Origin of the sequence: Nonomuraea sp. NPDC059023, from assembly GCF_042740095.1 — a bacterium.
GTDB lineage: Bacteria > Actinomycetota > Actinomycetes > Streptosporangiales > Streptosporangiaceae > Nonomuraea.
Window position 1 is genome coordinate 83,497 of sequence record NZ_JBHYIO010000032.1, and the last position, 25,547, is coordinate 109,043.

Consider the following 25,547-nt stretch of genomic DNA (forward strand, 5'->3'; position numbering starts at 1 on the left):
TCTTCCCTTCAGCTTGTGCCCGCGGGCGTGGGTGACACCGGCCGCAGTCCGCGTACCGCGGGGATCGCGACCAGCGCGAGGCAGCCGAGGGTGAGGACGGCGGCGCTGGCCAGCAGGACCGGCGCGCTGCCCGCCGTCTCGGCGACCGGTCCGGACAGTGCCCGGCCCACGGGGACCAGCATCATCGAGCCGGTGATCTCGTAGGCCAGCACCCGGTTGAGCACCTTGGGCGGCACCTGGGTCTGCACCGAGGTCGACCACATCACCGCCCAGTAGGAGCGTCCGACGCCGGCCGCGAACATCGCCGCGGCCACGAGCACGACCGGCGCCTTCAGCGCGATGAACAGGAACTGCGGGATGAACAGGGCCAGCCACAGCGCGCCGGTCAGCAGGGGCCGTTTCGGCATGCGTTTGAGTGCCAGGAAGCCGCCGGCGATCGCGCCCGCGCCGTGGGCCGACATCAGCAGCGCGTACGCCGAGGCGCCGCGGTCCTCGGTCAGGACGGTCGCGCTGAGCACGTGGTAGGGGCCGAACACGGTCAGGCCCAGGACGACGAAGACGCAGATGACCGACCACAACCACGGCCGGGAGGCGAAGGCCGTCCAGCCCTCGCGGATGTCCTTCAGCACGCGGGGACGGCCCGCGGCGGCGGCGCCGGACAGCCGCAGCGTCCAGACCAGCAGGCAGCTGATCAGGCAGGTGGCGGTGACGAACACCATCACGACCGGCGGCCCGGCCACGACGAGCAGCACTCCGGCCAGCGCCGGCCCGCCCAGGGTCACGCACGACTCGGTGATGCGCAGGGCGGCGTTGGCCTCGTGCACCCGGCCCGGCGCGACCTCCGGGACGATGCCGGAGATGGACGGCTGGAACAGGGCGGTGGCGGTGCCGAAGACGGCCTGCGTGATGAGGATCTCGGCCAGGCTCGGGCTGCCGGTCAGCAGGCTCACCGCCAGCCAGCCCTGCGCGGCCAGCCGTACCAGATCGGCGAGGACGAGCAGCGGCTTCGGACGGAAATGGTCGGCCAGCGCGCCGCCGAACAGCATCAGCACGATGGTGGGCCCGAGTGAGGCGGCCAGCGCGTAGCCGACGCCGCTGGCGCCGTAGCCCTCGCCCAGCACGGCGGCGATCAGCCCGATCGGCAGGATGATGTCGCCGAGCAGCGAGATGGTGCGGGCGGCGAAGTAGTTGCGGAAGTTCGCCGACCACAGGCGCGGCCCCGCGCCGGTCGCGAGATCCTCGGTCAAGGTTGGGCCCGGAGCTCGCGGATCGTCTCCCACAGGGCGGCCGGGGTGGCGAAGGTGGTGAAGGTGACCAGGTCGTCGGGCAGCGCGAGCTGGTACTCGTCCTCCAGCCTGGCCGCCAGGTTGATCATGCTGATCGAGTCGAGGCCCAGGTCGACCAGGGAGACGTCGGGCTCCAGCCCGTCGGCGACGACCCCGTCGGGCAGGCACTCGGCGATGGCCGCCTCGAACCGCTCGTCCCAGGTGATCTGCATGCTCTTCACTCCGTTCCTCGGTGGGGGAGAAGGTTTCCGGCCAGCCAGGCGGCGACGCCGTCGGCGTCGCAGGCTCCGGTGATCGCGTCGGCCGCGCGCAGCACGTCCTGTTCGGCGTTCTGTACGGCCACGCCCACCCCCGCCCAGCGCAGCATGCCGAGGTCGGCCGCCGAGTCGCCGAAGGCCACCACCTGGCCGGCCCGTACGCCGCGGTCCGCGCACCAGCGGCGCAGGGCCGAGGTCTTGTCGACGCCCGGCGCGACGATGTCGGCGAAGCCGTCGAAGCGGTGCGAGACCTCGGCCAGGCCGGCCACGGACGCGGCGACGGCGGCGTCGAAGCGGGCCGGGTCCATCCACGGGTTGCGGGCGAACAGCTTGAAGACCGGGCCGGCGACGCGGCCCTCCCCGGCCCGGCGTACGCGGACGGTGCTGAGCCGGTCGGGGTAGTCGTGTTCGACCTCGGCCGCCTCGGCGGTGACCCAGCCGAAGCTGGTGCGCGGCGCGGCGGCGGTGATCCGGTCGGCGATGGTGTGGATCGTCTCCGCATCCAGCACCTGTTGTCCGGAAATTTCGCAGGAAGGGAGGGCGTAGGTGATGGCGCCGCCGCAGCAGATGCCGGCCGAGACCAGCCCCACCTCGTCGGAGACGCGGCGCAGCGCGGACAGGTGGCGGGCGGTGACGTAGACGATGTCGAGCCCGGCGGCGGCGACCGCGCGCAGCGTGCCCACGGTGGCGGGTGACAGCGAGCCGTCGCTGCGGAGCAGGGTGCGGTCGAGATCGGTCGCCACGACGCGCAGGCGGGAGGCGTCGATCACCGGCCCGCCCCCCTGGCGGGGACCACGTCGGACAGGCGTACGCTCCAGTCGCCCGCCGCGGCGGTGAGGAAGCGGTGGATGCCGGTGGCGAAGGCGCTCACCCAGGGCCGGGAGTAGAAGTCGGTGCGGTAGCGCACGTCCACGCTGATGACGCCGGGCCGCTCGGCGCTCAGGATGCGCAGGCCGCCGCGCGGTACCGGGAGCACGGGCAGGCCGACCTGCCTGAAGACGGCCCGCCCGGTGCCGGCCGGCCCGGTGTCCGGCTTGGCGGCGGCTGGGTCGTTGTGGCTGCCGAAGTCGAAGTTGACGTAGCGCGGCACCCTGGCCGGGTCGGCGCCGTGGCGCACGCCGTACTGGGCAGGGTTGACGAGCTTGGTGACCAGCGAGTGCGGCAGCTGCTGGCGGCGCAGCGCCCCGAGGACCGCGCGCGTCTCCATGGTCAGCAGCCGCTCCAGCGTCGGGTCGCCGCTCAGGTCGGTGCGGAAGACGATGGGGGTGGCGAAGTAGCCGAAGACCTCGGCGACCTCGGGCAGCACCCGGTTGGCCGCCGAGCCGTAGACGGCGACGTCGTAGGGGTCGTGGGGGGTGGAGCCCGGCAGGCGGTGCGCGGCGACGGCCGCCTTGACCGCGGCCGAGACGATCCCGTAGACGCTGACGCCCGCGGCCGTGGCCGCGGCGGCGAGCTTGGGCTGCAGGTCCGGCGCGGTGGTGAAGCGCACCCGGTCGGCCCCTGTTTCTCCGCCCGGCGCCGCGGGGTCGGTCAGGCCGGAGGCCGGCAGCGGGTCGACGCCGTCCAGCGTGGTACGCCAGTAGTCCGACAGCCGCTCCAGGACGGCCCCCTGCAGATACGAGCGCTCCCAGGCGGCGTAGTCGGCGAACTGGACCGCGACCTCGGGCAGCCCGGGGTCGGTCCCGGCGGTCTGCGCGCCGTAAAGCCGGATCAGGTCGTTGACCAGGACGTCGCGGGACTTGCCGTCGGCGATGATGTGGTCGACGCTGAGGCCGAGCAGGCTGAGATCCTCCTCCACACGTACCAGCCACGCGCGCAGGAGCGGGCCACCGGCCAGGTCGAAGGGCTCCTGCAGGCGGCGCTCCAGCAGGCTCAGCGCCTGCTCGCGCGAGCCGGCGGCGGTCACGTGGAAGAAGTCGCGCAGTTCGGCCACCGGGCGCATACGCAGGCCGTCGAATGTGGCGCGTAAATTCTCGTGGCGGGCGGCGACGCCGTGCAGCGCGGTTTCGAGCGCGGAACGGTCGAGTTTCCCGGTTATCTCAATGCAGGTGGCGATGATGTTGTTCGGAATATGCCCGCCGCCGGCCAGGAGGCGTTCTTCCTGGGTGTGTGATACCGGCAGATCTCGGTCGGCTCTCGATAGGACGGTAATTCCCCCGGACCGCGCCAAATCTTCCTCCGTATGTCGTGTTCGGGCTGTATTTGCTGCCCCGTCGCCCGGACGCGAATGGAACTCCAACAGATCGCGTCCGGAATGTCAATGCGTCCGAGCGGCCCGCGCCGGCTGTCAGGAGCCTGATAGGCGTCTCGACATGCGTCCGAACCGCAGTGCCCCCTACCTGCGAAGAATCTCATAAGGGGGGAGCCGTAAAACAGGATTACGGCCCGTCCGGGCGCTGGTCGGCGGTGCCTTGTGACCCACGTCACAACAAGGTCGGGGATTGACACATTCATTTTCCGATGCGAATCTCGCCAATGATGTAGCCAGGGTTCAAATCGGGGGACGGTGCCTGTGCAAACCCATGTCTTGACGCGTTCAGGTCTGCTGCCCTGGATTGTCTCGGGCCCGGACGAAGCCGCACTGCGGGCCAGGGCGGCGGAACTGTCACGGTACGTAGCAGCACAGGAGCGGATCGACCTGACCGGCCTTTCCTATTCCCTTTCGAAGGCCGATGGCAGGTCAAGTAACCGGGCCGTTCTGCTGGCTCAGGACCGCGCCGGATTGATTGCGGGAATGGCCGCGCTGGCCGACGGCGAAGACGTTCCGGGGCTCTTTCGCGGCACCGGCCCAAATCGCCGGACGGCATTCCTGTTCTCCGGGCAGGGCGGTCAGCGCGCGGGGATGGGCCGCGAACTCGCCGAGGTCTTCCCGGTGTTCTCCGCGGCCCTCGACGAGATCTGCGCCCACTTCGACTTCCCGCTGCGCGAGGCGATGTTCGCCGCCGACGGCGCCACGCTGGACGAGACGCTGTACACCCAGGCGGGCGTGTTCGCGCTGGAGGTCGCACTGTTCCGGCTCGTCGAAAGCTGGGGGCTGCGGCCTGCCTACGTGCTCGGCCACTCCCTCGGCGAGCTGGCCGCCGCCCACGTCGCCGGCGTCATGTCGCTTCCGGACGCCTGCACGCTGGTCGCCGCGCGCGGCAGGCTGATGGGCCAGGTGGCCGGGGACGGCGCGATGGCGGTGATCCAGGCCGCCGAGCACGAAGTCGCCGCCGACCTCGCCGCGAACGTCTCCCTGGCCGCCGTCAACGGGCCCGCCTCCGTCGTGGTGGCCGGAGACGCGGACGCCGTGGCCGAACTCGGCGCGCGCTGGCAGGCCAAGGGTCGCGTCGTACAGCGCCTCAACGTCCGGCTCGCCGGGCACTCCCCGCACATGGACGCCATCCTCGGCCCGCTGGGCGAGGTCCTGGCCGGGCTGGAACTGCGGCCCGCGCGCATCCCCCTCGTCTCCAACGTCACCGGCGCCATCGCCACCGAGACCGACCTGCGCTCGCCCGCCTACTGGGTACGCCACGTCCGTGAGCCGGTGCGCTTCCACGACGGCATGCGCCGCCTGCGGGAGGAAGGCGTCACCACCTTCCTGGAACTGGGCCCGGACGGCACCCTCACCGGCATGGGCCGCGCCTGCCTCGGCGAGGACGCCGAGGCGGTACTCGTCCCGGCGCTGCGCGGCAGCAGGGCCGAGGCCCGCGCGATCGTGCTCGCGCTCGCGCAACTGCACGCCCGCGGCACCCCGGTCGGCTGGGACCCGATCTTCGCCGGCTCCGGCGCCGAGCCGTACCCGCTCCCGGCCGGTCTTTCCGATGGGAACACCGCGACGGGCCCCGGCGGCTCCCTCCGCGAGCGGCTGCCGGCACTGCCGGAGCGGGAGCGGCTGCGCGTCCTGACCGACCTCGTGCGCACCCAGGTCGCCTTCGCCGCCGACCACCTGGCCGCCGGCGAGGTCACCGGCACGCGTCCGTTCGCCGAGCTCGGCCTGACCTCGCTCAACGCCGTCGAGTTGCGCGACCGCCTGGCCGCCGCCACGGGCACCCGCCTGACCGCCACGCTGATGTTCGACCATCCCACCCCGGCCGCCCTCGCGCGTCACCTGCACGACCTTCTCGCGGGTACGGCCGGCGGCCCGCACACCGCCCCCGCCCCCATGGCCGGCGACCCGGTCGCCGTCGTCTCCATGAGCTGCCGCTACCCGGGCGAGGTGCGCTCACCCGAGGACCTGTGGCGCCTGGTGTCGACCGGACAGGACGCCACCGGCGGCTTCCCCACCGACCGCGGCTGGGACCTGGAGATCCTCAGCCGCTTCGGCGAAGGCAGAAAGGGCGCCACAGGACCCGCCTACCGCAACGCGGGCGGCTTCCTGTACACGGCCGGCGAGTTCGATCCCAGCGTGTTCCGCCTGTCACCGCGCGAGGCCCTGGCCATGGACCCGCAGCAGCGCCTGGCCCTGGAATGCTCCTGGGAGGCGATCGAACGCGCCGGCATCGACCCCGTCTCCCTCAAATCCACCGAAACCGGCGTGTTCGTCGGCACCAACGGCCAGGACTACGCCTCCCTCCTGCACGCCTCCCAGGAAGGCGTGGATGTCTACCACGGCACCGGCGGCGCCGCCAGCGTCCTGTCCGGCCGCATCTCCTACGCCCTCGGCCTCGAAGGCCCCGCCCTCAGCGTGGACACCGCCTGCTCCTCCTCGCTGGTGGCACTCCACCTGGCAGGTCAGGCGCTGCGGCAGGGCGAGTGCTCGATGGCCCTGGTCGTGGGCGTCACCGTGATGGCGACCCAGCGCAAGTTCCTGGAGTTCGCGCGCAACCGGGGCCTGTCGCCGGACGGGCGTTGCATGTCGTTCGCCGAGGCGGCCAACGGCATCGCCCTGTCGGAGGGCATCGGCGTCCTGCTGCTGGAGCGGCTGTCGGACGCCCGCCGTAACGGACACCGCGTCCACGCGCTGCTGCGAGGCAGCGCGATCAACCAGGACGGCGCCTCCAACGGCCTGACCGCACCCAACGGACCCTCGCAGGAGCGGGTGATCCGGCGCGCGCTCGCGCACGCCGGCCTGCGCCCGGACGACGTCGACGCCGTGGAGGCGCACGGCACCGGCACCCCGCTCGGCGACCCCATCGAGGCCAACGCCCTGCTCGCCACCTACGGCCGCGACCGCCCCGCCGGACGCCCCCTCTGGCTGGGCTCGCTCAAGTCGAACCTCGGCCACAGCCAGGCCGCCGCCGGGGTCGGCGGCGTCATCAAGGTCATCATGTCCCTGCGCCACGGCCTGCTGCCCCGCACCCTGCACGTGGACGAGCCGACCAGCCGCGTCGACTGGAGCGCGGGCCCCGTGCGGCTCCTGACACGGGAGACGGCCTGGCCCGCCCGCGACGTCCCGCGCCGGGCCGCCGTCTCGGCGTTCGGCATCAGCGGCACCAACGCCCACGTGATCATCGAGGAGGCGCCGCACCCGGAGCCTCCGCCCGCCCAAGAGCCCGCCCCCGAGCCCGCGCCCGCCCAAGAGCCCGCGCCCGCCCAGGAGCCCGCGCCCGCCCGGGAGCTCGCGCCCGCCCGGGAGCTCGCGCCCGCCCGCGACGTCAGCGCGCCGTGGGTCTTCGCCGCCCGCACCGAACCCGCGCTGCGCGCGCGGGCCGCGCAACTGCTCGACGTGCTCGACCGCGCCGCCACGCCCGCCGACGTGGCGGTGTCGCTGGCCACCAGCAGAGCATCACTCGAGTACGGCGCCGCCATCGTCGCCACGGATCGGGCCCACCTGGCCGAGGCCCTCAACGCCGCGGCCACCGGCGGCGAGGCGGACGGCCTCCACCGGCGCACCACCCGCAAGGAACCCGCGACCACCCTGCGCCTCACCGCGGGCGGCACCCGGTTCGCGGACGAACTGGCCACCGCCCTCCCCACCTACGCGCGCGAACTCGCCACGATCACGGCCGCACCGGATACCGGCGCGCGAGCACCATCCGAGCAGGAGGCCGGCCGCGCTCTGGTCCATTGCCTCGTCCACTGGGGTCTTCGCCCGGACGCCATCACCTGGCCGGAAGGCCTCGCCGCCGGGATCCCCGGCCTGGCCGGGGTGCCGGTCCTGGCGGCAACGGCAGAGCCGGACTCCGGTCTCGTGGTGACGATCGGCGACCCGGGGCCCGCTGACGAGGGCCACCTGGCCTACCGTCCCGGCGAGGGCGCCGCCGTGCGCGAGCTCGCCACGCTGCTCGCCCGCCTGTACGCCGCGGGCGTCCCGGTGAACTGGCGGGCGTTCACCGCCGAGTTCGGTGGCGAGCACGTGGACCTGCCCACCTATCCGTTCCAGCGCCGCCATTACTGGCTGAAGGCGCCGGCCGCGCCGTACACCTCCCACTGAAGCCGCCACGATGCCGCTCGCCACTCGCCCCGCGTCGAGGACCAGGGACTACCTCGCCTCCGTGCTCTCCCAGGCGGGCGCCGCCCGCGAGGACGCGGCAACCGCCGCGACGCAGGTGCACGTGGACCTGCCCGGCCAGGACGCCGCGGCGTTCTACCTGACGTTCACCGAGCACGACCTGCTGGGCTGCGGCGAGGGGGTGCTGGCGGCGGCCACCGCGGTGGCCCGCTTCGACGGCGGCGTCATCGAGCACCTGTGGAGCCGGCGCGTCACGGGCACCCGGGCGGTCATGTCCGGCCTGGTCAGCCTGGAGGGCTCCTACCGCGAACTGGCGGGGCTGCGCCGGGCCATGCGCGGGCCGAAATTCCGGGCGTGGGTCAACCGGCTGCGCCTGCCGTCCAGGGCGGCGCACCATCCGGCCTTCCGCCCGCGCGGCGGCCCGCCGCTGATCGTCATCCTGGGCGCGACCAACGACGACGCCGGCGGCCTCAGCCCGATGGCGCGGGCCAGGGCGGCGAAGGCGATCGAGGTGCGGCACATGCTGGCCGGCGCGCGGCTGGTGCTGACCGGCGGCTTCGGCGCCCATTTCAACACCACCGGCCACCCCCACTGGCGCTACCTGGCCGACCACCTGAGCGAGCGCGGGGTGCCGCCGCAGGACATCCTCGCGGTGACGGAGAGCAAGCACACCTACGAGGACATCCTGTACCTGCGCGAGGTCGTCGCCCTGCACCGCCCGAAGCGGGTCGTGGTGGTGACCTCCGACTACCACGCGGCCCGGGTTCGCTGCATCCTCGACCTCGTGCTGCCGACCGCGGGCCTGGCGGTGGCCTCCAGCGACGGCGTGGACGCCCGCCTGCTCGCGCGCCTGGCCGCGCACGACGAGGAAGCCCTGGCCAGGACGGTCGTGGCCGCCGCCCTGTTCGGCCCGGACCAGCTCAACGACGGTCCGCTCGCGGTCTGCCTGGGCCCGACGTTGTGCTGGAAATCCGTCTGATCCGGTACGCGGTCACAGGCGCTCTAGCGGGTGTTGAAGGTGTAGTCGGTGAAGTTCTTTCCGCCGGGGTGATAGGCGGTCGAGGTCCCGCCGGACGGGGCCCAGTTGCCGTGGACCGTGTCGCAGTTGTGGCCGGGGCCGCACCACTTGCCGACGATGCGCCACTCGGTCTGGCCGGGGCGCTGGTTCACGCAGCCCGAGATGCGGACGTGGGTGCTGGAAGCGCGAGGGGTCTCCCAGCAGGCCAGGTCGAGCGTGATGTCTCGGGTACTGGCGCCGGCGACTCCGAAACCAGTGGTGGTCAGGACCGTGGCGAGGGCCGCGACGGCGGCGGCCCTGGGAAGGAACCTGCTGGGGCGAGCGGACGGTGAGCGGGGGACTCGCATGGACATCTCCTTGTCGCGGTTGGTGACCAAGGTCTGGTGGGTCATCGTTCGTGGGCGACGCGGCCCGCGATCGACCGGGTTTCGAGGTATTCGGCCGGGCCCTGCCTGCCGAGTTCGCGTCCCATGCCGGACTGCTTGAACCCGCCGGCAGGGGTGCCGGCGTTGATGTTCACGGTGCCCGGCCGAAGGTGTATCTGAGCATCCCCTTGTCCATCCTGGCCAGGCCGGGGATCGCCCGCATGACGGCGCAGCGGATCTGTTCGCCGCGTGGCATCTTCGCCACTTCGGGCGAGCTGATGAAGCGTTCCTGCTCGGCCAGTTTCAGGTCCGGGTTCCAGCGCTCCACCTCGCGCGGGTTGTCGAACCCCTCGTTGACGGGGACGCCGATGGTCTTGATGGCCGGGACGACGGTGCGCATCATCCGGGAGGAGAGTTTCGAGAAGCCCAGCAGGAGGATCTCGCCGCTCTCGAAGTGGGCGGTGATCCTGCGCAGGAGCCTGATGAAGGTGGGCCGGGTCATCCACGGGTAGAGCCCGTCCATGACCGCGATGACCGGCCGGTGTGACGGGAGCGCCTCCAGCCAGCCTTCGTCGTCGAGTGAGGTGGCCAGCATGTGGATGTTGGCGGTCTCCTGGTACACCTGGGCGCGCAGGGCGATCATCGTGGGCAGGTCCACGTCGTACCAGTCGGCTTCGGGCGGCGGGCCGATCCGGTAGCCGCGGCTGTCGAGCCCGCAGCCGAGGTCGAGGACGATCGCGCTGGGGTGGCGGGTGAGGAATCCGCGGATCCAGCGGTCGAAGTGGACGGCCCTGATGGTGACGTTGAGCCGTTCCTTCTCTTCGAGTTTGGGGGTTGGCTGGATGCGCGACCAGTCGTAGTCGAAGGACTGGGCGACCTTCTGGGCGTACGGGTCGCCCAGGATGGGGCTGGCGGCGCCGGCGTCCACGGCGCGGGCGTGCAGGGTGATGAACGAGGTCTCCTCGATGCCGCCCAGGCCCGCGGTGCTGATTCCGGGCACGGTCCTTCCTTTCTCACTGCCGCATCGCGGCGACGGTGTCCGCGGTGGGCGCGGGGGTGGCGGACGGCAGCCGGGTCTGGCGCAGGTAGCGGTCGAACCAGCCGACCGCCAGCTCCATCGCCTTCTCCAGGCCGGGCCCCGTGTACAGGCCGAGCACGTCGTAGGGCAGGATTTCCAGCCGCTTCGGCTCACCGGCCTTGTCGAAGGCGCTCTGCGCCTCCTCCAGCACGTGGTACGGGTCGTAGTGGCCGTTGGCGATCATGAGCAGGGGTGTCGGCGCGAGCCGGTGGATGAGGTTCTCCGGGGCGAAGGTGAGCAGGTGCTCGGTGGAGTCGAGCGTCTTCTCGTTGCGGTAGGTGGGGTACAGCGTGGACGACAGCTCGTGCGCCTGCCGGGCGCTGTCGTGGTCCAGGCTCAGATGGGGCACCCGCAGGCTGGCGCCCGTCTCGTGGCGGCGTTGCCAGTCCAGGTCGAGCTGCTCGCGCATCGCGTGCACGCCTTCGCGGCCGAGCAGCCGTTCCAGGTAGCGCCAGCCGTTCCAGACGCTGGGGCTTTGCACGACCACCGCCTTGACCCGGCGGTCCAGGACGGCGGCCTGGACGGCGACGGAGCCGCCGACGCTGACCCCCCACAGCCCGATCCGCTCGGGCTCTACCTCCGGCCGGGTCTGCAGGTAGGAGACGGCGCTGCGGAAGTCGTCGACCTGCCGGTCCGGGTGGTCCAGGCCGCGCGGCTCACCCTCGCTGGAGCCGACCGTGCGGTAGTCGATGGCCAGGACGGCGAAGCCCGCGCTCACGAAGTAGGGCGCGAAGTACGCCAGCGCCTCCTTCACCATCACGCCGCTGTGGCCCAGCACCAGGGCGGGCGCGGGAGTCCGCTCCGGCAGATACAGGTCGGCCGCGCAGCGGGTGCCGAGGCTGTTGAACGTCACGTGTTCCGGCTGAAGAGCCATGTCTTCACATCCTTCTTGATATTTCAGCCATAACTGAAACAGCTAGCATCTTGGACTTAACCATCATTAGCATTAATCGGCAAGCTCTGCCAGGCTTCTCCGGCAACATCCTTGGATCTGGCGGACTTTGGTGATCGATGGTTAACTGCGTATCACCTGGAAGGAGCTCTTGTTGGCACAGCGCACGCGGCGCGGAAGACCGCCGGGAGATCGCCGCGCGGTGATCCTTCGCGAGGCCGCGCGGCTCTTCCACGAGCGCGGCTTCCACGGCACGAGCATCAGCGAGATCGGCGCCGCGGCAGGAGTGAAGGGCCCGACCGTGTACCGGCACTTCTCCGACAAGAACGCCGTGCTGGTGGCCCTGATCGAGCGGAGCGCCGACCGGTCGGAGAGCGATGTCGCCCAGGTTCGGCGCGACGGCGGCACGCCCGCCGAGCTGCTGGCCCGGCTCATCGGGGTGCAGGTGTGCCAGGCCGTGGAGGACGGCCCGGTGACCGCCGTCGCCGCCCGCGAGGTGCGCAACCTGCCCGCCGGGACGAGCGAGCCGCTGCTGCGCCGCGCCCGGCTGAACCACGAGCTGTGGACGGGCCTGCTCGCCCAGGCCCGCCCGGAGCTGGCGAAGGACGAGGCCCACGCGCTGGTGACCGGCGTGAAATGGCTGATCTTCACGCTCGCGACCGGCCGCACCGGCCTGGAGACCGACCGGCTGCACCGGCTGATCGCCGGCATGGTGCTCGACGTCCTGCTGCCAGGACGCCCGCGTCGCGCGGAACCCGGCTGATCCGCGAGATAGGAGTCCGCATGGACATCGCCAACGGGGTCGCACTGGTCGCGGGCGACGTCCTCATCCGGCGCGGCACCCCGCACGCCTGGAGCAACCGTTCCGGCGAGGTGTGCGTGCCGGCCTGCGTGGCGATCGGCGCGGACGCGGCCACCAGGCCACAGTAGGGTTCTGGCCGGGACGAAGGGGGAACGGGTGCAGCCCGCTGGCGACAGGCGTGAACCGATCATCCGGCAGGCGGCACGCCTGTTCGTCGCCCAGGGTTACCACGCGACCGGCATGGACGAGATCGGCGCGGCGGCCGGCGTCACCGGACCCGCGATCTACCGCCACTTCACCGGCAAGGACGACCTGCTGCTGGCGATCGTGGCGGCCGACACGGCACGGGCCGAGGCCGAGATCCGCGAGGCCTACCAGGAGGCCGGTTCCCCGGAACACCTGCTGCGGGCGCTGGTCGGCAAGCGCGTACGCCGGGCGCTCACCGACGCCCACCTCATGATCGTCGCGGCCCGCGAGGCGGGCAACCTGCCCGCCGGCCCGCGGCGGCCCATGGCCCGCCGCCGGCGCCTGATGCGCGAGGAGTGGGCCCACCTGGTCGCGGAAACGCACCCCGGGCTGCCCGACCCCGAGGTCCGCGCGATGGCCGACGGCGTCATGGCGCTCATCTACGGCCTCGTCGCCGCCGATGCCGGATGCGACGAGGAACGGCTCCAGCGCCTGGCGTATGAGGCGGCACTGGCCGCGTTGCGCCCTCGCGGGGACCACTAAGAGCCTGATGGACCGGCTACTCGGTGTTGCTATCTACCGGTAGTCGGTGTTACTTTGTACCGGTAGCTAGCGCCACCGAGTAGCTGGCGCGCCGGCCGTGGCGCATTCCCCCCGTACATCAGAGAACGGATATCCGGATGACAGTCCATCAGGCCCAAGGGCCCTCGATCCGCGTCCAGGGCCTGACGAAGGCCTACAAGGAACTCCAGGTGTTGCGCGGTGTGGACTTCGAGGTGGTGCGGGGCAGCATCTTCGCCCTGCTCGGCTCGAACGGTGCGGGCAAGACCACGGTCGTGCGCATCCTGTCCACGCTGCTCAAGGCCGACGGGGGCACGGCGCACGTGCACGGCTTCGACGTCGCCAAGCAGGCCGGGCAGGTGCGGGAGTCTTTCTCCCTCACCGGCCAGTTCGCCGCCGTGGACGAGATCCTCAGCGGCCGGGAGAACCTGGTGCTGGTCGCCAAGCTGCGGCACCTGGCGAACCCGGGCAAGGTCGCCGACGACCTGCTCGCCCGCTTCTCGCTGACCGAGGCCGGCGGACGCAAGGTGTCGACCTACTCCGGCGGCATGCGCCGCCGCCTGGACATCGCGATGAGCCTCATCGGCAACCCGCCGGTCATCTTCCTGGACGAGCCGACGACCGGGCTCGACCCCGAGGCCCGCCTCGAGGTGTGGCAGGCCGTCAAGGAACTCGCCGCCGGCGGCACCACCGTGCTGCTCACCACCCAGTACCTCGACGAAGCCGAGCAGCTCGCCGACCGGATCGCGATCCTGCACCAGGGCCGGATCATCGTCAACGGCACCCTGGCCGAGCTCAAGCAGCTGCTGCCGCCGGCCAAGGTCGAGTACATCGAAAAGCAGCCCACCCTCGAAGACGTCTTCCTCGCGCTGGTCGGCAGCGACGGCAAGGACGCCAAGCACCGCGTGTCCGTCCAGACGAAGAACAAGGACTCCCGATGAACAAGCACTTCCTCGGCGACACCACCGTCCTGCTGGGACGATCCCTGCGCCACATCACCCGCAGCCCGGACACGATCGTCACCACCGCGATCATGCCGATCGCCATGATGCTGATGTTCGTCTACGTCTTCGGCGGCGCGATCAAAACCGGCTCCGACTCCTACGTGAACTACATGCTGCCCGGCATCCTGCTCATCACCGTCGCCTCCGGCATCGCCTACACCGCCTTCCGCCTGTTCACCGACATCAAGAGCGGCATCTTCGAGCGCTTCCAGTCGATGCCGACCGCCCGCTCCTCGGTGTTGTGGGCGCACGTGCTGACCTCGCTGGTCGCCAACTCGGTCTCCCTCGTGGTCGTCCTGCTCGTCGCCCTGATCATGGGCTTCCGCTCCGGCGCCACGGTGGGCGCCTGGCTCGCGGTCGCCGGCATCCTCATCCTGTTCACCCTGGCGCTGACCTGGATCGCCATCATCCCCGGCCTCACCGCCAAGACCGTGGACGGTGCGAGCGCGTTCTCCTTCCCGCTCATCTTCCTGCCCTTCCTCAGCTCCGCCTTCGTGCCCACCAACACGATGCCCGGCCCGGTCCGCTTCTTCGCCGAACACCAGCCGGTCACCTCCATCGTCAACGCCATCCGCGCCCTGCTCGCAGAACAGCCGGTCGGCACCGACATCTGGATCGCCCTCGGCTGGTGCGTGGGCATCCTCGTCGTCGCCTACGGCTTCGCCATGAACACCTACCGCCGCAAGATCGCCTGACCAGGGAAAACATCGCGAGATGGGAATGCCATGAGTGAATCCCTCCACACCGTCACGACGATGCCGACGGCCCGCCGGCCCGGCTGTCCCTTCGACCCGCCCAAGGAACTGCTCGACATCCGCGAGCGCGGCCCCATTGCTCGCTACTCCTTCCCCGACGGGCATCAGGGCTGGCTGGTCACCGGGTTCGACCTGGTCCGGTCGGTGCTGGCGGACCAGCGGTTCAGCTCGCGCAAGGAGCTGATGCGCCATCACCCGACCATCGACTTCGGCGACATCGAGGTTCCTCCGGCGCCGCCGGGTGAGTTTCTGCTGATGGACGATCCGCAGCACAGCCGGTATCGCAAGCCGCTCGTGGGCAAGTTCACGGTACGGCGGATGCGGCAGCTCACCGAGCGGGTCGAGCAGGTCACCGCCGAGCACCTGGACGCCATGGAGCAGGCCGGAACCACGGCGGACCTGGTCACCGCGTTCGCCAAGCCGATCCCGGCCGTCATCATCTGCGAACTGCTGGGCGTGCCGTACGCGGACCGGGACTCCTTTCAGGAGAACATCGACAAGTTCCTCGGCGGGGAGGTCGGCGACGAGGAGCTGATCGCGGCCTACGTCGAGACCCAGCAGTACCTCGCGGAGCTGGTGGCCGCCAAGCGCGCCAACCCCACCGACGACGTGCTGAGCGACCTGCTCGACAGCGACCTGACCGACGAGGAGCTGAAGGGCATCGCCCTGATCCTGCTGTCGGCCGGGTTCGACACCACCGCGAACATGCTGGCCCTGGGCACCTTCGCGCTGCTGCGGAACCCGGAGCAGCTGGCCGCGCTGCGCGCCGACCCCGAACTCGCCGACAGCGCGGTGGAGGAACTGCTGCGATACCTGAGCGTGGCCAAGCAGTTCATGCGGGTCGCGCTGGAGGACGTCGAGCTGGGCGGCCAGAGCATCAAGGCCGGAGCGACGCTCATCCTGTCGTACGCCACCGCCAACCGGGACCCCGAGCGCTTCACCGACCCCCACGCGCTCGACCTGCGCAGGCAGGAGGGCGGGCACCTGGCCTTCAGCCACGGCATCCACCAGTGCCTGGGGCAGCAGCTGGCCCGCGTGGAGCTCCGCGTCGCCCTGCCCGCGCTGGTCAACCGCTTTCCCTCGCTACGGCTGGCCGTACCGGCTGACGAGGTCGCGCTGCGTCCGGAGAGCGCGGACATCTACGGCGTCAAGAGCCTCCCGGTCACCTGGGACGCGTGACCGGGCCTGCACGGCGGCCCGCCGCCGCTCCGGACGAGGGCGGCGGGCTCTGACCTCGGGGACGGGGGTGTCAGGCGGTCTCGTAGGGGATGATCTCGGCCAGGGCGGAGGCGCCGCCGAGGCTGTAGTCGCTGCGCAGCCTGATGTAGCGGGCCGAGACGCCGTCGAGCGCGACGTCGTTGGGCGCGGTCATCCGGGGCCACGTGACCCGCTTGACGTCCCTGAAGGTGACGCCGTCGTCGCTCACCTGCACCATGCCTTCAAGGATGGTGCCGTTCATGTTGACCCGGAGCTTGGGCTGGAAGCGTACGGCGGACAGCGTCCTGACGCGGCCGAGGTCGACGGTGATGGTGTGCGGCTGCGGCGGCACCACGGGGTAGTCGGAGTGGAAGTCGGTGGTCAGGTTGCCGTCGACGGCCCTCGACGGATCGCCGATCCCGGGCTTGAACGTGCTGGCGGTGGCGGTGAGCTCGGCGGGCGGGACGCGGCGGCCGGCGGGTGCCGCGGGCCAGATGTCGCGTCCCTTGCCGGGCTGTTCGGTGACGGGCGCCCGGTCGGGTCCCCTGCCCTTGCCGCGGATCAGGATGTCGGTGATGACGGAGCCGTGGTCGGAGTAGAAGGGGTAGGGCCGGTTGAGCGGCGACTGCTGGTGGCGGGGGAGGCGGTCGACGTCGGCGCGGGAGCCCAGGACGCGGACGTCCTTGCCGCGGGCGAAGACGTAGTCGATGCGGCCGGGAATGGCGCCCATGCCGTGGAACGGGCTCCACGTGCGGCCGGGGTGGCGTCCGGCGTCGGGGTTGGCGTAGCGGAAGGTGTCGAGGAAACCTGCGTCGCTGTACTGCTTGGTGTACGGCCAGGGCAGCACCACCCCGCCGTGACCGGGAGCGCCGGCGAACTGCTCGGACCAGTCCAGGTGCGACTGCGCGTTGAGGTCGCCGCCCATGAGGACGGGGGCGTCGTCGTCGCCGATGAAGGACGGGATGGCCTTCTCGAGGATGGCCCTGCCCATCGCGACCCGGCGGAAGTGGTCGCCCTCCAGGATCTGCTCGGTGGTCTTGGTGCGGGGCAGGCCGTGGGTGTTCTGCACGGCCGCGTCATGGGTGTCGCCGTACGCCCAGCCGTCGTGCCAGGTCCACAGGCTGAACGCGTGGACGTGTTTGCCGTTGGGCAGGCCGAGGCGGGCGCCGCCGAGGTTGAAGGAGGAGATGTCGGCGTCGGCGTAGCGGGGGTAGACCTTCTCGATCTTGAGCTTGGTGTAGAGCCACAGGTTGTCGCCGTTGACGCTGTAGTCCTGCGGCTGGGTGAGCTGCACCCCGGAGTACCGGTCGTTCGACGGCCGCCCGGCGTTGAGCCCGTCGAGGATCTTCTGCCCGGACCCGTATCCCTCGACCACGAAGAAGACGTCGGGGTTGACCTCGTTCATGTAGTCGATCATTTGGGTGAGGTTCTCGCCGGTCGTCTCCTTGCGGTCGAACGTGCCGCCGACGAAGAGGTTCCACGCCATCAGCCGGAGCGGCGTGCCCACGTGGTTCTCGGGCAGGGAGGTGACGGAGACGTCGACCGTGATGTCCTGCTCGGGAAGGGTGAAGGGGCGGCTGCGTACGCGCCCGTCCCGGCTGTAGAGGGTGTCTCGTGCCCAGACCTGCTCACCGCTTCTGACGGTGGTGACGAACTCCTGCACGCGGTGCGGCCGGGACTTGGCGGTGGCGACCACGGTGCAGGTGCGGCCGTCGCAGTCGAGGCGGTAGCTGGGCTTGGATCCCCGGTCGGCGGTGGCGGGAGTGGTGGCGGCGAGCAGTCCTGCCAGAGCCACGGCCACGGCCAGGGGAGGGGTTAAGACGCGCATGGGCATTCCTTCACGGCGAGACGTCGAGGGGAGATCTGAAGGGCCGCGGGCGCTGCCCACCCATGGTTGCTGCTCACTATTGATGGACTCCAGAGGATATAGCTCCGAACACGGCGCCTCATGTCGGGATCATCCCGTCTTCTGACGCGTTGTCGCAAGCCCTGTTGGAGAGTATCTATGGAGTCCAGAATAAAGACGGGCGGTTAAGGGGTGGCGGTGGACGGGGTGTCGCCGTAGGACCGCAGCAGGCCGGACATGATCGCGGCGAACTGCTCGCGGTGCTCCTCGTCCAGCGACTGGAGCAGCCGGGCCTGGTTGGCGATGTGCTCGGGGAGCACCCGGTCGATGACCTCCAGGCCGTGCGGGGTGAGGCGGATCTTGACCGAGCGGCGGTCGGCGGTGTCGCGTACCCGGGTGACCAGGCCCTTGTCCTGCATCTTGTCCACGCGCAGGGTGATCGCTCCGGTGGTGACCAGGGAGACCTTGAGGAAGGTTCCCGCGGTCAGCTCGTACGGCTCGCCCGAGCGCCGCAGCGTCGACAGGACGTCGAACTCGCCGGGTTCGAGACCGTGCCTGGCCAGCACTTCCTTGATCGACATGTCCCACATGCGCGACAGCCGCATGAGCCGGCCGACGATGCCGACCGGCCAGATGTCGATGTCGGGACGCTCCCGGCGCCACTGCTCCAGTACCGCGTCCACCGCGTCGGCCATGACGACTCCTCCAAATAGGCGAGCGCTCATCTACTTGACACTCACATAACTGCTCATTATCTTAGCGCTCATCTTATCAGGTATCGCCTTTCTCAGGGGTTGATTCACATGCCTTTCACCTCCATCCGGGGTGCCAAGGTCCACTACGAGGTGGACGGCGACGGGCCGGGCCTGGCCCTGGTGCACGGGACCGGCGGTGACGCCGAAAAGGTCTTCGGCAACGTCGTGCCGTACTTCGCGGACACCCACACGGTGATCCGCCCCAACTTCAGCGGCAGCGGGCAGACCGAGGAAGACGGCTCGGAGCTGACCGTCGAGCTGATCGCCGCCCAGGTCGCCGCGTCCGTCGAGGCCGCCGCGGACGGCCCCGTGGACCTGCTCGGCTTCTCCCTGGGCGCGGTCGCCGCCGCGTCCGTCGCCGCGACCAGGCCCGAGCTGGTACGCAGGCTGGTGCTGGCCGGCGGATGGGCGCATTCGACCGGACCCCGCGACGCCTTCTACTTCGAGACCTGGCGCAGGCTGCTGGAGACCGACCGGGACCTGTTCAAGCGGTTCTCCGCCCTGACCGGATTCAGCGCGGCGGCACTGGACTCCTTCGGCCACGACGGGCTCGCCGCCTCCCAGGCCGACGCGTGGCCGCCCGCCGGGATGGGCCGCCAGATCGAGCTCGGGGCGCGCGTGGACATCCGGGACCTGCTGCCCGCCATCACCGCCCCCACCCTGGTCATCGGGTTCGGCGACGACGCCATGATCCCGATGGAGGGCTCGCGGCAACTGCACCGGGCCATCGCCGGCAGCCGCCTGATCGAGGTGCGGGGGCAGGGCCACATGGACTGGTTTGCCGACCCCAGCGGGCTGGCCGAGCTCACCCGCGGCTTCCTTACCGAGGAGAAGTAACCATGTCCTACCCCGACCCCCGCTACTTCGGCGACCAGGGCGAGGTCAACGCCCAGTTCCGGTCGTCCGCCGCCGCGCCCGACTTCGTCTCGGGAGCGGGCACCGGCGGCGAGACCACATACCACTACCTGTCCACCAACGTCTCCACCGGAGGGGAGTACGGCCTGTACCGGGTGGACATGGGGCCGCGGTTCGGCGGGCCCAGCACCCACTTCCACAAGGCGATGTCGGAGTCGTTCTTCATCCTGTCCGGCACCATGCGGCTGTTCGACGGCGAACGCTGGATCGACGCCGTCCCCGGCGACTACCTCTACGTCCCCGTCGGCGGGCTACACGCCTTCCGCAACGAGTCGGGGGAGCCCGCGTCCATGCTGATGCTGTTCGCCCCCGGCGCGCCCCGCGAGGAGTACTTCGAGGGGATCACCCAGGTCGCCGGCCTCACCGACGCCGAACGCGCCGAGTTCCTCATCCACCACGACAGCTACTTCCTCTGACCGGCGGTGAAGGACAGCAGGACGGCGGCGGTCCGCGCCGGGTCCTCCAGGATGGGCGAGTGCCCGAGACCGGGCAGCATCTCGACCTTCGCGCCCGGGACGAGGCGGTAGTCGGCCGCGGACGCGGATCGCCATCTGCGGTCGTCCTCGCCGAAGATCACCAGGAGCGGCTTGCCGAGGGGCGCCAGCCGTTCCGGGAGAGCCCGCTCGTGCAGGTATTCGGTCGTCGCCCGCATCGTCGCGACGAGCGAGTGGTACGTCATGGCGCGTACCTCGTCCAGAAGTTCCCGGGGGACCTCGTAACCCGGGCGGCTGAAGCCGGTGCTCGCGAACCGGCGGATCTGCTCGTCGGCCGGCGGCCACGGCGTGGGGCTGATGGCGGCGGACTCCGATGCGATGAAGGCGCCCAGGCCGGGGCCGGTGTTGATGAGCGCGAGCGCGTTCACCAGGTCCGGACGCTGTTCGGCCAGAGCGGTGGCGACCACGCCGCCGCTGGAGTGACCGGCCACGACGGCGTGCCCGACGCCGAGCCGGTCCAGGGCCGCCCCGGCCCGGCGGGCCTGGTCGGCGCTCGCGTAGCTGACGTCGTCCGGTTTGGCCGATCGGCCGTGGCCGAGCAGGTCGATCCGGATCACGTGATGGGATCCGGTCAGCAGCGGAACCAGCCAGTCCCACGAGCGGGACGAGGACGCGGAACCGTGAATGAGCAGAAGCGCGGGGGCGTCGCGAGGGCCGTCCTGGCACACGTGGAGGTCGCCGTCGTCAAGGGAAACAGTCATGCGCTCACTGTCGCCGCCGATGCGTGGCGCTGTCTTGGACGAATGTTCCCCCACCGGGCCGCCGTAGCATGGGGCCGTGCGGACGTTCGTACACGGTGCGGCCACGTGGGAGGTCGCGGTCCCGCGGCGGCCCGGCCGCGTGGCCGGCGTCACCATGGCCGGTTTCCGGGTCGGTGACCTGGACGCGCTCCGGATGGTCCCGCACCCCGCCGTGACGTTGCTGCTGGAGTTCGGGAGCGGCGCGCCGGTCCTGGACCACGCCGCCGGGCGGCAGGGGGGAAGCATCGCCGCCGGGCCCGGGTTCGGCACCGGAGGCACGGCCTGGGCGCGGGGCGAGAACGTCGAATGTGTGCAGGTGCGGCTGTCTCCGCTGGTGGCCCGCGCGGTTCTGGGCGTTTCCCCGGCTGAGCTGGACGGCGCCGCCGTGGCCCTGAGCGACCTGTGGGGGCGGGAGGCCGCGCGGCTGCTCGAGCGGCTGGGCGAGGTCCCCTCCTGGGATGACCGCTTCGCCTTGACGGAGGCGCTGCTCGCCCGCCGGTACGAGGCGGGGGCGGGCGTGGATCCGGAGGTGGCTCGGGCCTGGCGGCGGATCGTCGCCGGGCGTGGCCTGGCGCGGATCGACGGGCTGGCGGCCGAGGTCGGGTGGAGCCGTAAGCGGTTGTGGTCGCGGTTCCGGGAGCAGATCGGGCTGCCGCCCAAGCGCGCCGCCACACTGGTCCGCTTCGACCACGCCGCCCACCGGCTGGTCGCGGGTGAGGGCGCGGCCGGGGTCGCGGCGGAGATGGGTTACGCCGACCAGTCCCACCTGCACCGGGACGTCATGGGGTTCACCGGGGTGACCCCGGCGAGCGTGGCCGGCGAGGCGTTCCTGGCGGTCGACGACCTCGCCTGGCCGACGAAATTCACCGCAAGAGAGCGCTCTCTTGACAGCGGGCTTGTCGTGCCGGACAGTCTCGGGTAAATCCATTTCTGTGAGGAAAACCGAATGGATCACACCCCCCGTTGGAGAATGTCGCTCGCCATCGGCGCCGCCCTCACCACCCTCCTCGCGCCGCTGACCCCCATGGCCCCCGTGGCCGCGAGCGCGACCGCCACCGCCGCACCCGCCCCCGGCCCGCTGGTCTGGTCCGACGAGTTCAACGGATCCGCCGGCGGCGCCGTGGACCAGTCGAAGTGGCGCTTCGACATCGGCGGCAGCGGCTGGGGCAACAACGAGCAGCAGTACTACACCGGCAGCACCCGCAACGCCGCCCTGGACGGCGGCGGCAACCTCGTGATCACCGCCCGCCGGGAGAACCCCGCCAACTACCAGTGCCACTACGGGACCTGCCAGTACACCTCGGCCCGATTACTGACCGCCGCCACCTTCACCCGGGCCTACGGCCGGTTCGAAGCGCGCCTGAAGGTGCCCCGCGGCCAGGGCATCTGGCCGGCGTTCTGGATGCTCGGCAACGACATCGGCTCGGTTGGCTGGCCCAACAGCGGCGAGATCGACATCATGGAGAACATCGGCCGCGAACCCAGCACCGTTCACGGCACCATCCACGGTCCCGGCTACTCCGGCGGCGCGGGCATCGGCGCCGCGTACTCGATCAGCGGCGCGTTCGCCGACGCCTTCCACACCTTCACCGTCGACTGGTCGCCGAACCTCATCATCTGGTACGTCGACGGCAACGAGTACCAGCGGCGCACGCCTGCCAGCCTCGGCGGCAACCGCTGGGTCTTCGACCACCCGTTCTTCATGATCATGAACGTCGCCGTCGGCGGCCACTGGCCCGGCTACCCCGACGCCACCACCACGTTCCCGCAGACGATGACGGTCGACTACGTCCGCGTCTACGCCCCGCCCGCGGGCGGCGGCGGCCAGATCACCGGCGTCGGCGGCAAGTGCGTCGACGTGGCGGGCGCCAACCCCGCCAACGGCACGGCCGTGCAGCTCTGGGACTGCAACGGCTCCGCCGCCCAGAACTGGACGTGGAACGGCGACGGGTCCGTGCGGGCGCTCGGCAAGTGCATGGACGTCACCGCCGCCGGCACCGCCAACGGCACACAGGTGCAGCTCTATGACTGCAACGGCACCGGCGCCCAGCGATGGACCTTCAACTCCGGCACCGGCCAGATCGTCAACCCTCAGGCGAACAAGTGTCTCGACGCGACCGGAGCGAGCTCGGCCAACGGCACCCGGCTGCAGATCTGGGACTGCTCGGGCGGCGCCAATCAGCGATGGGCGCGTTGACACTTATTGAGAACGCGCTCTCTCGGTGCCATTCATGCGCACCGTGACCTTTCCCCGGATATTCCCGCGCTCGGCCGCTCGGTGCAGGTCCGCCAGCGCCGCCGGTGGCCGGGCGTCCACCTCGACGTCCACCACGCCCTTGTCGATCAGCGCCACCAGTTCGGCGAGCTGGCCCGGATCGTTGCGGGCCACGAAGTGAACGGCGCGCGGATGGTCGATCGGCCGGGTGATCGACACGAACGCCCCGGCGAGCCGCGTCACCGAGGCGGGCGGTTCGGCCACCAGATTGATCAGCACGTCGTTGCCGGACGGCAGGGGAGCCGCGGTGTAGTCGACGACCTCGTCGGCGCCCAGCGCGAGCACCGCTGCGGCGCTGCGCGGGCTCGCGGTGGCCACCACGTACGCCCCCGCGTGCTTGGCCAGCTGCACGGCGAACATCCCGACCCCGCCACCGGCCCCGTTGATCAGCACCCGGCTGCCGGGCCCGACGCGGGCATGCTCGAAGACCGCCTGCCACGCGGTGAGCCCGGCCACCGGGACGGCCGCCGCGTCCGCCAGCGGGATCCGCTCGGGCGCCCTGACCAGCAGGTCCGCCGTGGCGACCGCGTACTCGGCCGCCGCCCCGCCGATCAGCCCGATCACCCGGTCGCCGGGGGACAGGCCGCCCGCGCCGGTGATGACGGTCCCCGCGACGTCCCAGCCGAGCGTGTGCGGCAGCGTGATGCCGAGCGTGTCATGCAGCAGCCCCGTCCGCAGCCCGATCTCCGACGGGTTGAAGGAGGTGGCGGCCACCCGGATGAGCACCTCACCGGGGCCCGGCCGCGGCACCGGCACCTCGTCCAGCGAGATCACCGAGGCGTCGCCGTACTCGTGGATGCGGGCGGCCCGCATGGGGGCGAGGAAGTCCGCGGCGTGCTCGCTCGCCCAGGTCTCGAACGTGCTCGCGGGCACGCCCGTGACCTCCTCCACGGTGCCGGTGGGGTCCGGGCCGGGCGCGGCGAGCGCGCTCAGCATCCCGTCCACGGCCGGCGCGGGCCATCCCAGCCCGAGCAGTCGTCGCCGCGCCTCCTGCGGAGGCTCCTCCTCCCAGCGCACCGGCCGCCCGATCGCGGTGCCGATCGCCGCCGCCTGTTCCCGCTGGGTCAGTGGCCGGGGCCCGGTCAGCGTGTAGACCGCGCCGTGGTGGCCCTCGCCGAGCAGCGCCCGTACCGCGACGGCCGCGACGTCCCGCTCGTGCACGGGAGAAAAGCCCGCCTCCCCGTACGGCTGCCGCACGAAGCCCGCACGAACCTGCTCGGCCCACCGCAACGTGTTGGCCGCGAACGCGTGCGGGCGCAGCACCGTCCACTCCCGCGCGGTCGCGGCGACCAGCCGCTCGATCTCCACCTCGTACGGCCGGGCGGCGGCCGAGGACAGGTACACCACCCGCCGCGCCCCGACCAGCTCCAGCACCTCACGAGCACCCTCGGCCGACGCGAACGGCCACAGCAGGAACACCGCGTCCACACCATCGAGCGCCGCCGCCAGCGCGACCGGGTCGGTCAGTTCTCTCGTCACCGTGCGCACGTCGGCGCCCGCGTCCCGAAGCCGGCTCACCAGCGGACGGCCGATCGTGCCGGTGGCCCCGCTGACCAGAATTCTTGTCATGACGTCCACGCTAGGGCGCACAGAGGAGCCGCCCAATGCCCTGCCGTCTGCGAGAGATACGCGATCGTCTCTCGGGTTAGACTGCCGCCATGGACGTCCTGAGCGACGTGATCGCCTCCATGCGCATCGGCGTGCCGCGCTCGGCGCGGGTCGAGTGGCCGGCGCCCTGGGGGCAGCGGTTCCCGTCGGCGCCCGGCTCGGCTGGTTTCCAGGTGATCCTGAAGGGCTCATGCTGGGCGATCCCGCCGGAGGGCGAACCGATCCCGGCCGGAACCGGCGACGTGCTGTTCTTCCCGCACGGCCACGGCTACACGCTGGCCGACTCGCTCACCACGCCCGTCGCCGAGCCCGACTGCGACCCCTACGCCGACGCCGAGCTGTTCGCCTCGGCCACCATGGAAGGCGCCGGGCCCACGACGGTGACGCTCTGCGGCGGCTACCGGCTCGACCCCAGCCGGGCCCATCCGCTGCTCAGAGACCTGCCCGAGATGATCCACCTGCCCGCCAGGCTGGGCCACAACACCGACCTGCGCGCCGCCGTCGACCTGCTCGGCAAGGAGATGGACACCCCACGTCCGGGCGCCGACCTGGTGGTGTCGGCGCTGCTGGACACCCTGCTCCTGTACATTCTGCGAGCCTGGTTCGACTTCTCGACGGAGCACTGCGCGACCGGCTGGGCCGCGGCGCTGGCCGACCCCGCCATCAGCGCCGCGCTGGACGGCATCCACCGTCACCCCGCCGGCCCGTGGACCGTCGAATCGCTCGGCCGCCGCGCGGGCCTGTCCCGCGCGGCGTTCTCCCGCCGGTTCGCCCAGCTCGTCGGACAGCCGCCGCTGACCTACCTGACCTGGTGGCGGCTGGGCACGGCCGCCCGGATGCTGCGTGACAGGGACGCCGCGCTGAGCGAGATCGCCACCGCGGTCGGCTACAGCTCCGAGTACGCCTTCTCCAACGCCTTCAAGCGCCGCTACGGCATGGCCCCCGGCAAATACCGCCGCCTGGGCTGCCCGCCGCCCGCTCGCTGACCACGACCGTCCGGCGTCACCTGGAGCTCCCGCGCACATGAGTCTCCTGTGCGTACGACATTCGCGAACGGAACGGTGTACGCACTGCGTACGTTGTGCGTATAGTGAACGTCGTACACATCGAACGGCCGGTCCGGCCGTCGAAAGGAGACTC

Annotated in this window: 26 protein-coding genes; 14 read left to right on the top strand and 12 right to left on the bottom strand. The window is 71.3% G+C overall.

Features of this window, described 5'->3' with window-relative positions:
* Window positions 1-8 precede the first annotated feature (8 nt).
* From ACFWYW_RS41310 to ACFWYW_RS41325, 4 genes are read right to left on the bottom strand one after another with little or no spacing between them, the layout of a single operon-like run.
* A complete protein-coding gene (locus ACFWYW_RS41310; RefSeq protein WP_379610897.1) occupies window positions 9-1,247 on the bottom strand; it encodes an MFS transporter in 1,239 nt (412 codons plus the stop codon).
* A complete protein-coding gene (locus ACFWYW_RS41315) occupies window positions 1,244-1,498 on the bottom strand; it encodes an acyl carrier protein (protein WP_379610898.1) in 255 nt (84 codons plus the stop codon). The genes ACFWYW_RS41310 and ACFWYW_RS41315 overlap by 4 nt, the downstream gene beginning before the upstream one ends.
* Before the next feature lie 5 nt (window positions 1,499-1,503).
* Window positions 1,504-2,313: an HAD family hydrolase gene (locus ACFWYW_RS41320; RefSeq protein WP_379610899.1), complete on the bottom strand. Its 810-nt coding sequence runs from the start codon at window positions 2,311-2,313 to the stop codon at window positions 1,504-1,506.
* On the bottom strand, window positions 2,310-3,581 hold the full coding sequence (locus ACFWYW_RS41325; protein ID WP_379611136.1) for a condensation domain-containing protein: 1,272 nt from the start codon (window positions 3,579-3,581) through the stop codon (window positions 2,310-2,312). The genes ACFWYW_RS41320 and ACFWYW_RS41325 overlap by 4 nt, the downstream gene beginning before the upstream one ends.
* Between ACFWYW_RS41325 and ACFWYW_RS41330 the strand changes: the two genes are divergently transcribed.
* From ACFWYW_RS41330 to ACFWYW_RS41340, 3 genes are all read left to right on the top strand, one after another.
* Complete coding sequence (locus ACFWYW_RS41330; RefSeq protein ID WP_379611141.1) at window positions 3,519-3,656, top strand: hypothetical protein; 138 nt, start codon at window positions 3,519-3,521, stop codon at window positions 3,654-3,656. The two genes, ACFWYW_RS41325 and ACFWYW_RS41330, sit on opposite strands and share 63 nt — an antisense overlap.
* Before the next feature lie 621 nt (window positions 3,657-4,277).
* The gene (locus ACFWYW_RS41335) at window positions 4,278-7,898 is read left to right on the top strand and encodes a beta-ketoacyl synthase N-terminal-like domain-containing protein (protein WP_379641247.1); all 3,621 of its coding nucleotides are present in this window, start codon (window positions 4,278-4,280) and stop codon (window positions 7,896-7,898) included.
* A gap of 10 nt (window positions 7,899-7,908) precedes the next feature.
* On the top strand, window positions 7,909-8,895 hold the full coding sequence (locus tag ACFWYW_RS41340) for a YdcF family protein (protein ID WP_379610901.1): 987 nt from the start codon (window positions 7,909-7,911) through the stop codon (window positions 8,893-8,895).
* A 23-nt stretch (window positions 8,896-8,918) separates the two neighbouring features.
* On the opposite strand, the gene ACFWYW_RS41345 is transcribed toward ACFWYW_RS41340, so the two are convergent.
* Genes ACFWYW_RS41345 through ACFWYW_RS41360 form a run of 4 tightly spaced genes read right to left on the bottom strand, consistent with a single transcriptional unit; the run spans window position 8,919 to window position 11,293 of the window.
* Window positions 8,919-9,281 carry a hypothetical protein gene (locus ACFWYW_RS41345; RefSeq protein ID WP_379610902.1) on the bottom strand — a complete coding sequence of 121 codons (363 nt, stop codon included), beginning with the start codon at window positions 9,279-9,281 and terminating at the stop codon, window positions 8,919-8,921.
* Window positions 9,282-9,322: 41 nt separating this feature from the next.
* Window positions 9,323-9,454 (bottom strand): aldehyde dehydrogenase family protein, encoded by a 132-nt coding sequence (locus ACFWYW_RS41350; protein WP_379610903.1) that lies wholly within the window; start codon window positions 9,452-9,454, stop codon window positions 9,323-9,325.
* Complete coding sequence (locus ACFWYW_RS41355) at window positions 9,451-10,299, bottom strand: class I SAM-dependent methyltransferase (RefSeq protein WP_379610904.1); 849 nt, start codon at window positions 10,297-10,299, stop codon at window positions 9,451-9,453. Before ACFWYW_RS41355 ends, ACFWYW_RS41350 begins: the two co-directional genes overlap by 4 nt.
* 13 nt (window positions 10,300-10,312) lie before the next feature.
* Window positions 10,313-11,293 (bottom strand): alpha/beta hydrolase, encoded by a 981-nt coding sequence (locus ACFWYW_RS41360; protein ID WP_379611137.1) that lies wholly within the window; start codon window positions 11,291-11,293, stop codon window positions 10,313-10,315.
* 178 nt (window positions 11,294-11,471) lie between these two features.
* On the opposite strand from ACFWYW_RS41360, the gene ACFWYW_RS41365 reads away from it, so the two are divergent.
* The 6 genes from ACFWYW_RS41365 (at window position 11,472) to ACFWYW_RS41390 (ending at window position 15,756) form a co-directional block, all read left to right on the top strand.
* Window positions 11,472-12,032, top strand: a complete 561-nt coding sequence (locus ACFWYW_RS41365; protein ID WP_379610905.1) for a TetR/AcrR family transcriptional regulator — start codon at window positions 11,472-11,474, stop codon at window positions 12,030-12,032.
* A gap of 20 nt (window positions 12,033-12,052) precedes the next feature.
* Window positions 12,053-12,199: a hypothetical protein gene (locus ACFWYW_RS41370; protein WP_379610906.1), complete on the top strand. Its 147-nt coding sequence runs from the start codon at window positions 12,053-12,055 to the stop codon at window positions 12,197-12,199.
* Window positions 12,200-12,227: 28 nt separating this feature from the next.
* A complete protein-coding gene (locus ACFWYW_RS41375; RefSeq protein WP_379610907.1) occupies window positions 12,228-12,800 on the top strand; it encodes a TetR/AcrR family transcriptional regulator in 573 nt (190 codons plus the stop codon).
* Window positions 12,801-12,937: 137 nt separating this feature from the next.
* Window positions 12,938-13,759 (top strand): ABC transporter ATP-binding protein, encoded by an 822-nt coding sequence (locus ACFWYW_RS41380; RefSeq protein ID WP_379610908.1) that lies wholly within the window; start codon window positions 12,938-12,940, stop codon window positions 13,757-13,759.
* Window positions 13,756-14,517 carry an ABC transporter permease gene (locus ACFWYW_RS41385; protein ID WP_379610910.1) on the top strand — a complete coding sequence of 254 codons (762 nt, stop codon included), beginning with the start codon at window positions 13,756-13,758 and terminating at the stop codon, window positions 14,515-14,517. The genes ACFWYW_RS41380 and ACFWYW_RS41385 overlap by 4 nt, the downstream gene beginning before the upstream one ends.
* Before the next feature lie 30 nt (window positions 14,518-14,547).
* Entirely contained in the window at window positions 14,548-15,756 is a 1,209-nt protein-coding gene (locus tag ACFWYW_RS41390) for a cytochrome P450 (protein WP_379641249.1), read from the top strand.
* A gap of 70 nt (window positions 15,757-15,826) precedes the next feature.
* Here ACFWYW_RS41390 and ACFWYW_RS41395 read toward each other — a convergent pair whose 3' ends face one another.
* Both ACFWYW_RS41395 and ACFWYW_RS41400 read right to left on the bottom strand, forming a co-directional pair.
* The gene (locus ACFWYW_RS41395) at window positions 15,827-17,602 is read right to left on the bottom strand and encodes a discoidin domain-containing protein (protein ID WP_379612730.1); all 1,776 of its coding nucleotides are present in this window, start codon (window positions 17,600-17,602) and stop codon (window positions 15,827-15,829) included.
* 203 nt (window positions 17,603-17,805) lie between these two features.
* Entirely contained in the window at window positions 17,806-18,315 is a 510-nt protein-coding gene (locus tag ACFWYW_RS41400) for a MarR family winged helix-turn-helix transcriptional regulator (RefSeq protein WP_379612729.1), read from the bottom strand.
* A gap of 108 nt (window positions 18,316-18,423) precedes the next feature.
* Here ACFWYW_RS41400 and ACFWYW_RS41405 point away from each other — a divergent pair, with 108 nt between their 5' ends.
* Both ACFWYW_RS41405 and ACFWYW_RS41410 read left to right on the top strand, forming a co-directional pair.
* Window positions 18,424-19,212 (top strand): alpha/beta fold hydrolase, encoded by a 789-nt coding sequence (locus ACFWYW_RS41405; protein WP_379612728.1) that lies wholly within the window; start codon window positions 18,424-18,426, stop codon window positions 19,210-19,212.
* 2 nt (window positions 19,213-19,214) lie between these two features.
* The gene (locus ACFWYW_RS41410) at window positions 19,215-19,706 is read left to right on the top strand and encodes a cupin domain-containing protein (RefSeq protein WP_379612727.1); all 492 of its coding nucleotides are present in this window, start codon (window positions 19,215-19,217) and stop codon (window positions 19,704-19,706) included.
* Here ACFWYW_RS41410 and ACFWYW_RS41415 read toward each other — a convergent pair.
* Complete coding sequence (locus ACFWYW_RS41415) at window positions 19,694-20,485, bottom strand: alpha/beta fold hydrolase (protein WP_379612726.1); 792 nt, start codon at window positions 20,483-20,485, stop codon at window positions 19,694-19,696. The two genes, ACFWYW_RS41410 and ACFWYW_RS41415, sit on opposite strands and share 13 nt — an antisense overlap.
* A 76-nt stretch (window positions 20,486-20,561) precedes the next feature.
* On the opposite strand from ACFWYW_RS41415, the gene ACFWYW_RS41420 reads away from it, so the two are divergent.
* Together ACFWYW_RS41420 and ACFWYW_RS41425 are read left to right on the top strand one after the other, a co-directional pair.
* A complete protein-coding gene (locus ACFWYW_RS41420) occupies window positions 20,562-21,446 on the top strand; it encodes a helix-turn-helix domain-containing protein (protein WP_379612725.1) in 885 nt (294 codons plus the stop codon).
* A 48-nt stretch (window positions 21,447-21,494) separates the two neighbouring features.
* Complete coding sequence (locus tag ACFWYW_RS41425) at window positions 21,495-22,721, top strand: RICIN domain-containing protein (RefSeq protein WP_379612724.1); 1,227 nt, start codon at window positions 21,495-21,497, stop codon at window positions 22,719-22,721.
* A 3-nt stretch (window positions 22,722-22,724) separates the two neighbouring features.
* Here the strand turns inward: ACFWYW_RS41425 and ACFWYW_RS41430 are convergent, their stop codons facing one another.
* Window positions 22,725-24,368 (bottom strand): alcohol dehydrogenase catalytic domain-containing protein, encoded by a 1,644-nt coding sequence (locus tag ACFWYW_RS41430; RefSeq protein WP_379612723.1) that lies wholly within the window; start codon window positions 24,366-24,368, stop codon window positions 22,725-22,727.
* Window positions 24,369-24,457: 89 nt separating this feature from the next.
* Here ACFWYW_RS41430 and ACFWYW_RS41435 point away from each other — a divergent pair, with 89 nt between their 5' ends.
* On the top strand, window positions 24,458-25,393 hold the full coding sequence (locus tag ACFWYW_RS41435) for an AraC family transcriptional regulator (RefSeq protein WP_379612722.1): 936 nt from the start codon (window positions 24,458-24,460) through the stop codon (window positions 25,391-25,393).
* The last annotated feature ends 154 nt before the right edge of the window (window positions 25,394-25,547 follow it).

What these genes read in the sequence shown, in the direction of transcription:
- ACFWYW_RS41405 (WP_379612728.1), top strand. Translation starts at nt 18,424, where the DNA reads ATGCCTTTCACCTCCATCCGGGGTGCCAAGGTCCACTACGAGGTGGAC.
- ACFWYW_RS41345 (WP_379610902.1), bottom strand. Translation starts at nt 9,281, where the DNA reads ATGCGAGTCCCCCGCTCACCGTCCGCTCGCCCCAGCAGGTTCCTTCCC.
- ACFWYW_RS41400 (WP_379612729.1), bottom strand. Translation starts at nt 18,315, where the DNA reads ATGGCCGACGCGGTGGACGCGGTACTGGAGCAGTGGCGCCGGGAGCGT.
- ACFWYW_RS41415 (WP_379612726.1), bottom strand. Translation starts at nt 20,485, where the DNA reads ATGACTGTTTCCCTTGACGACGGCGACCTCCACGTGTGCCAGGACGGC.
- ACFWYW_RS41425 (WP_379612724.1), top strand. Translation starts at nt 21,495, where the DNA reads ATGTCGCTCGCCATCGGCGCCGCCCTCACCACCCTCCTCGCGCCGCTG.
- ACFWYW_RS41385 (WP_379610910.1), top strand. Translation starts at nt 13,756, where the DNA reads ATGAACAAGCACTTCCTCGGCGACACCACCGTCCTGCTGGGACGATCC.
- ACFWYW_RS41370 (WP_379610906.1), top strand. Translation starts at nt 12,053, where the DNA reads ATGGACATCGCCAACGGGGTCGCACTGGTCGCGGGCGACGTCCTCATC.
- ACFWYW_RS41315 (WP_379610898.1), bottom strand. Translation starts at nt 1,498, where the DNA reads ATGCAGATCACCTGGGACGAGCGGTTCGAGGCGGCCATCGCCGAGTGC.
- ACFWYW_RS41430 (WP_379612723.1), bottom strand. Translation starts at nt 24,368, where the DNA reads ATGACAAGAATTCTGGTCAGCGGGGCCACCGGCACGATCGGCCGTCCG.
- ACFWYW_RS41390 (WP_379641249.1), top strand. Translation starts at nt 14,548, where the DNA reads ATGAGTGAATCCCTCCACACCGTCACGACGATGCCGACGGCCCGCCGG.
- ACFWYW_RS41335 (WP_379641247.1), top strand. Translation starts at nt 4,278, where the DNA reads ATGGCCGCGCTGGCCGACGGCGAAGACGTTCCGGGGCTCTTTCGCGGC.
- ACFWYW_RS41395 (WP_379612730.1), bottom strand. Translation starts at nt 17,602, where the DNA reads ATGCGCGTCTTAACCCCTCCCCTGGCCGTGGCCGTGGCTCTGGCAGGA.
- ACFWYW_RS41380 (WP_379610908.1), top strand. Translation starts at nt 12,938, where the DNA reads ATGACAGTCCATCAGGCCCAAGGGCCCTCGATCCGCGTCCAGGGCCTG.
- ACFWYW_RS41340 (WP_379610901.1), top strand. Translation starts at nt 7,909, where the DNA reads ATGCCGCTCGCCACTCGCCCCGCGTCGAGGACCAGGGACTACCTCGCC.
- ACFWYW_RS41435 (WP_379612722.1), top strand. Translation starts at nt 24,458, where the DNA reads ATGGACGTCCTGAGCGACGTGATCGCCTCCATGCGCATCGGCGTGCCG.
- ACFWYW_RS41410 (WP_379612727.1), top strand. Translation starts at nt 19,215, where the DNA reads ATGTCCTACCCCGACCCCCGCTACTTCGGCGACCAGGGCGAGGTCAAC.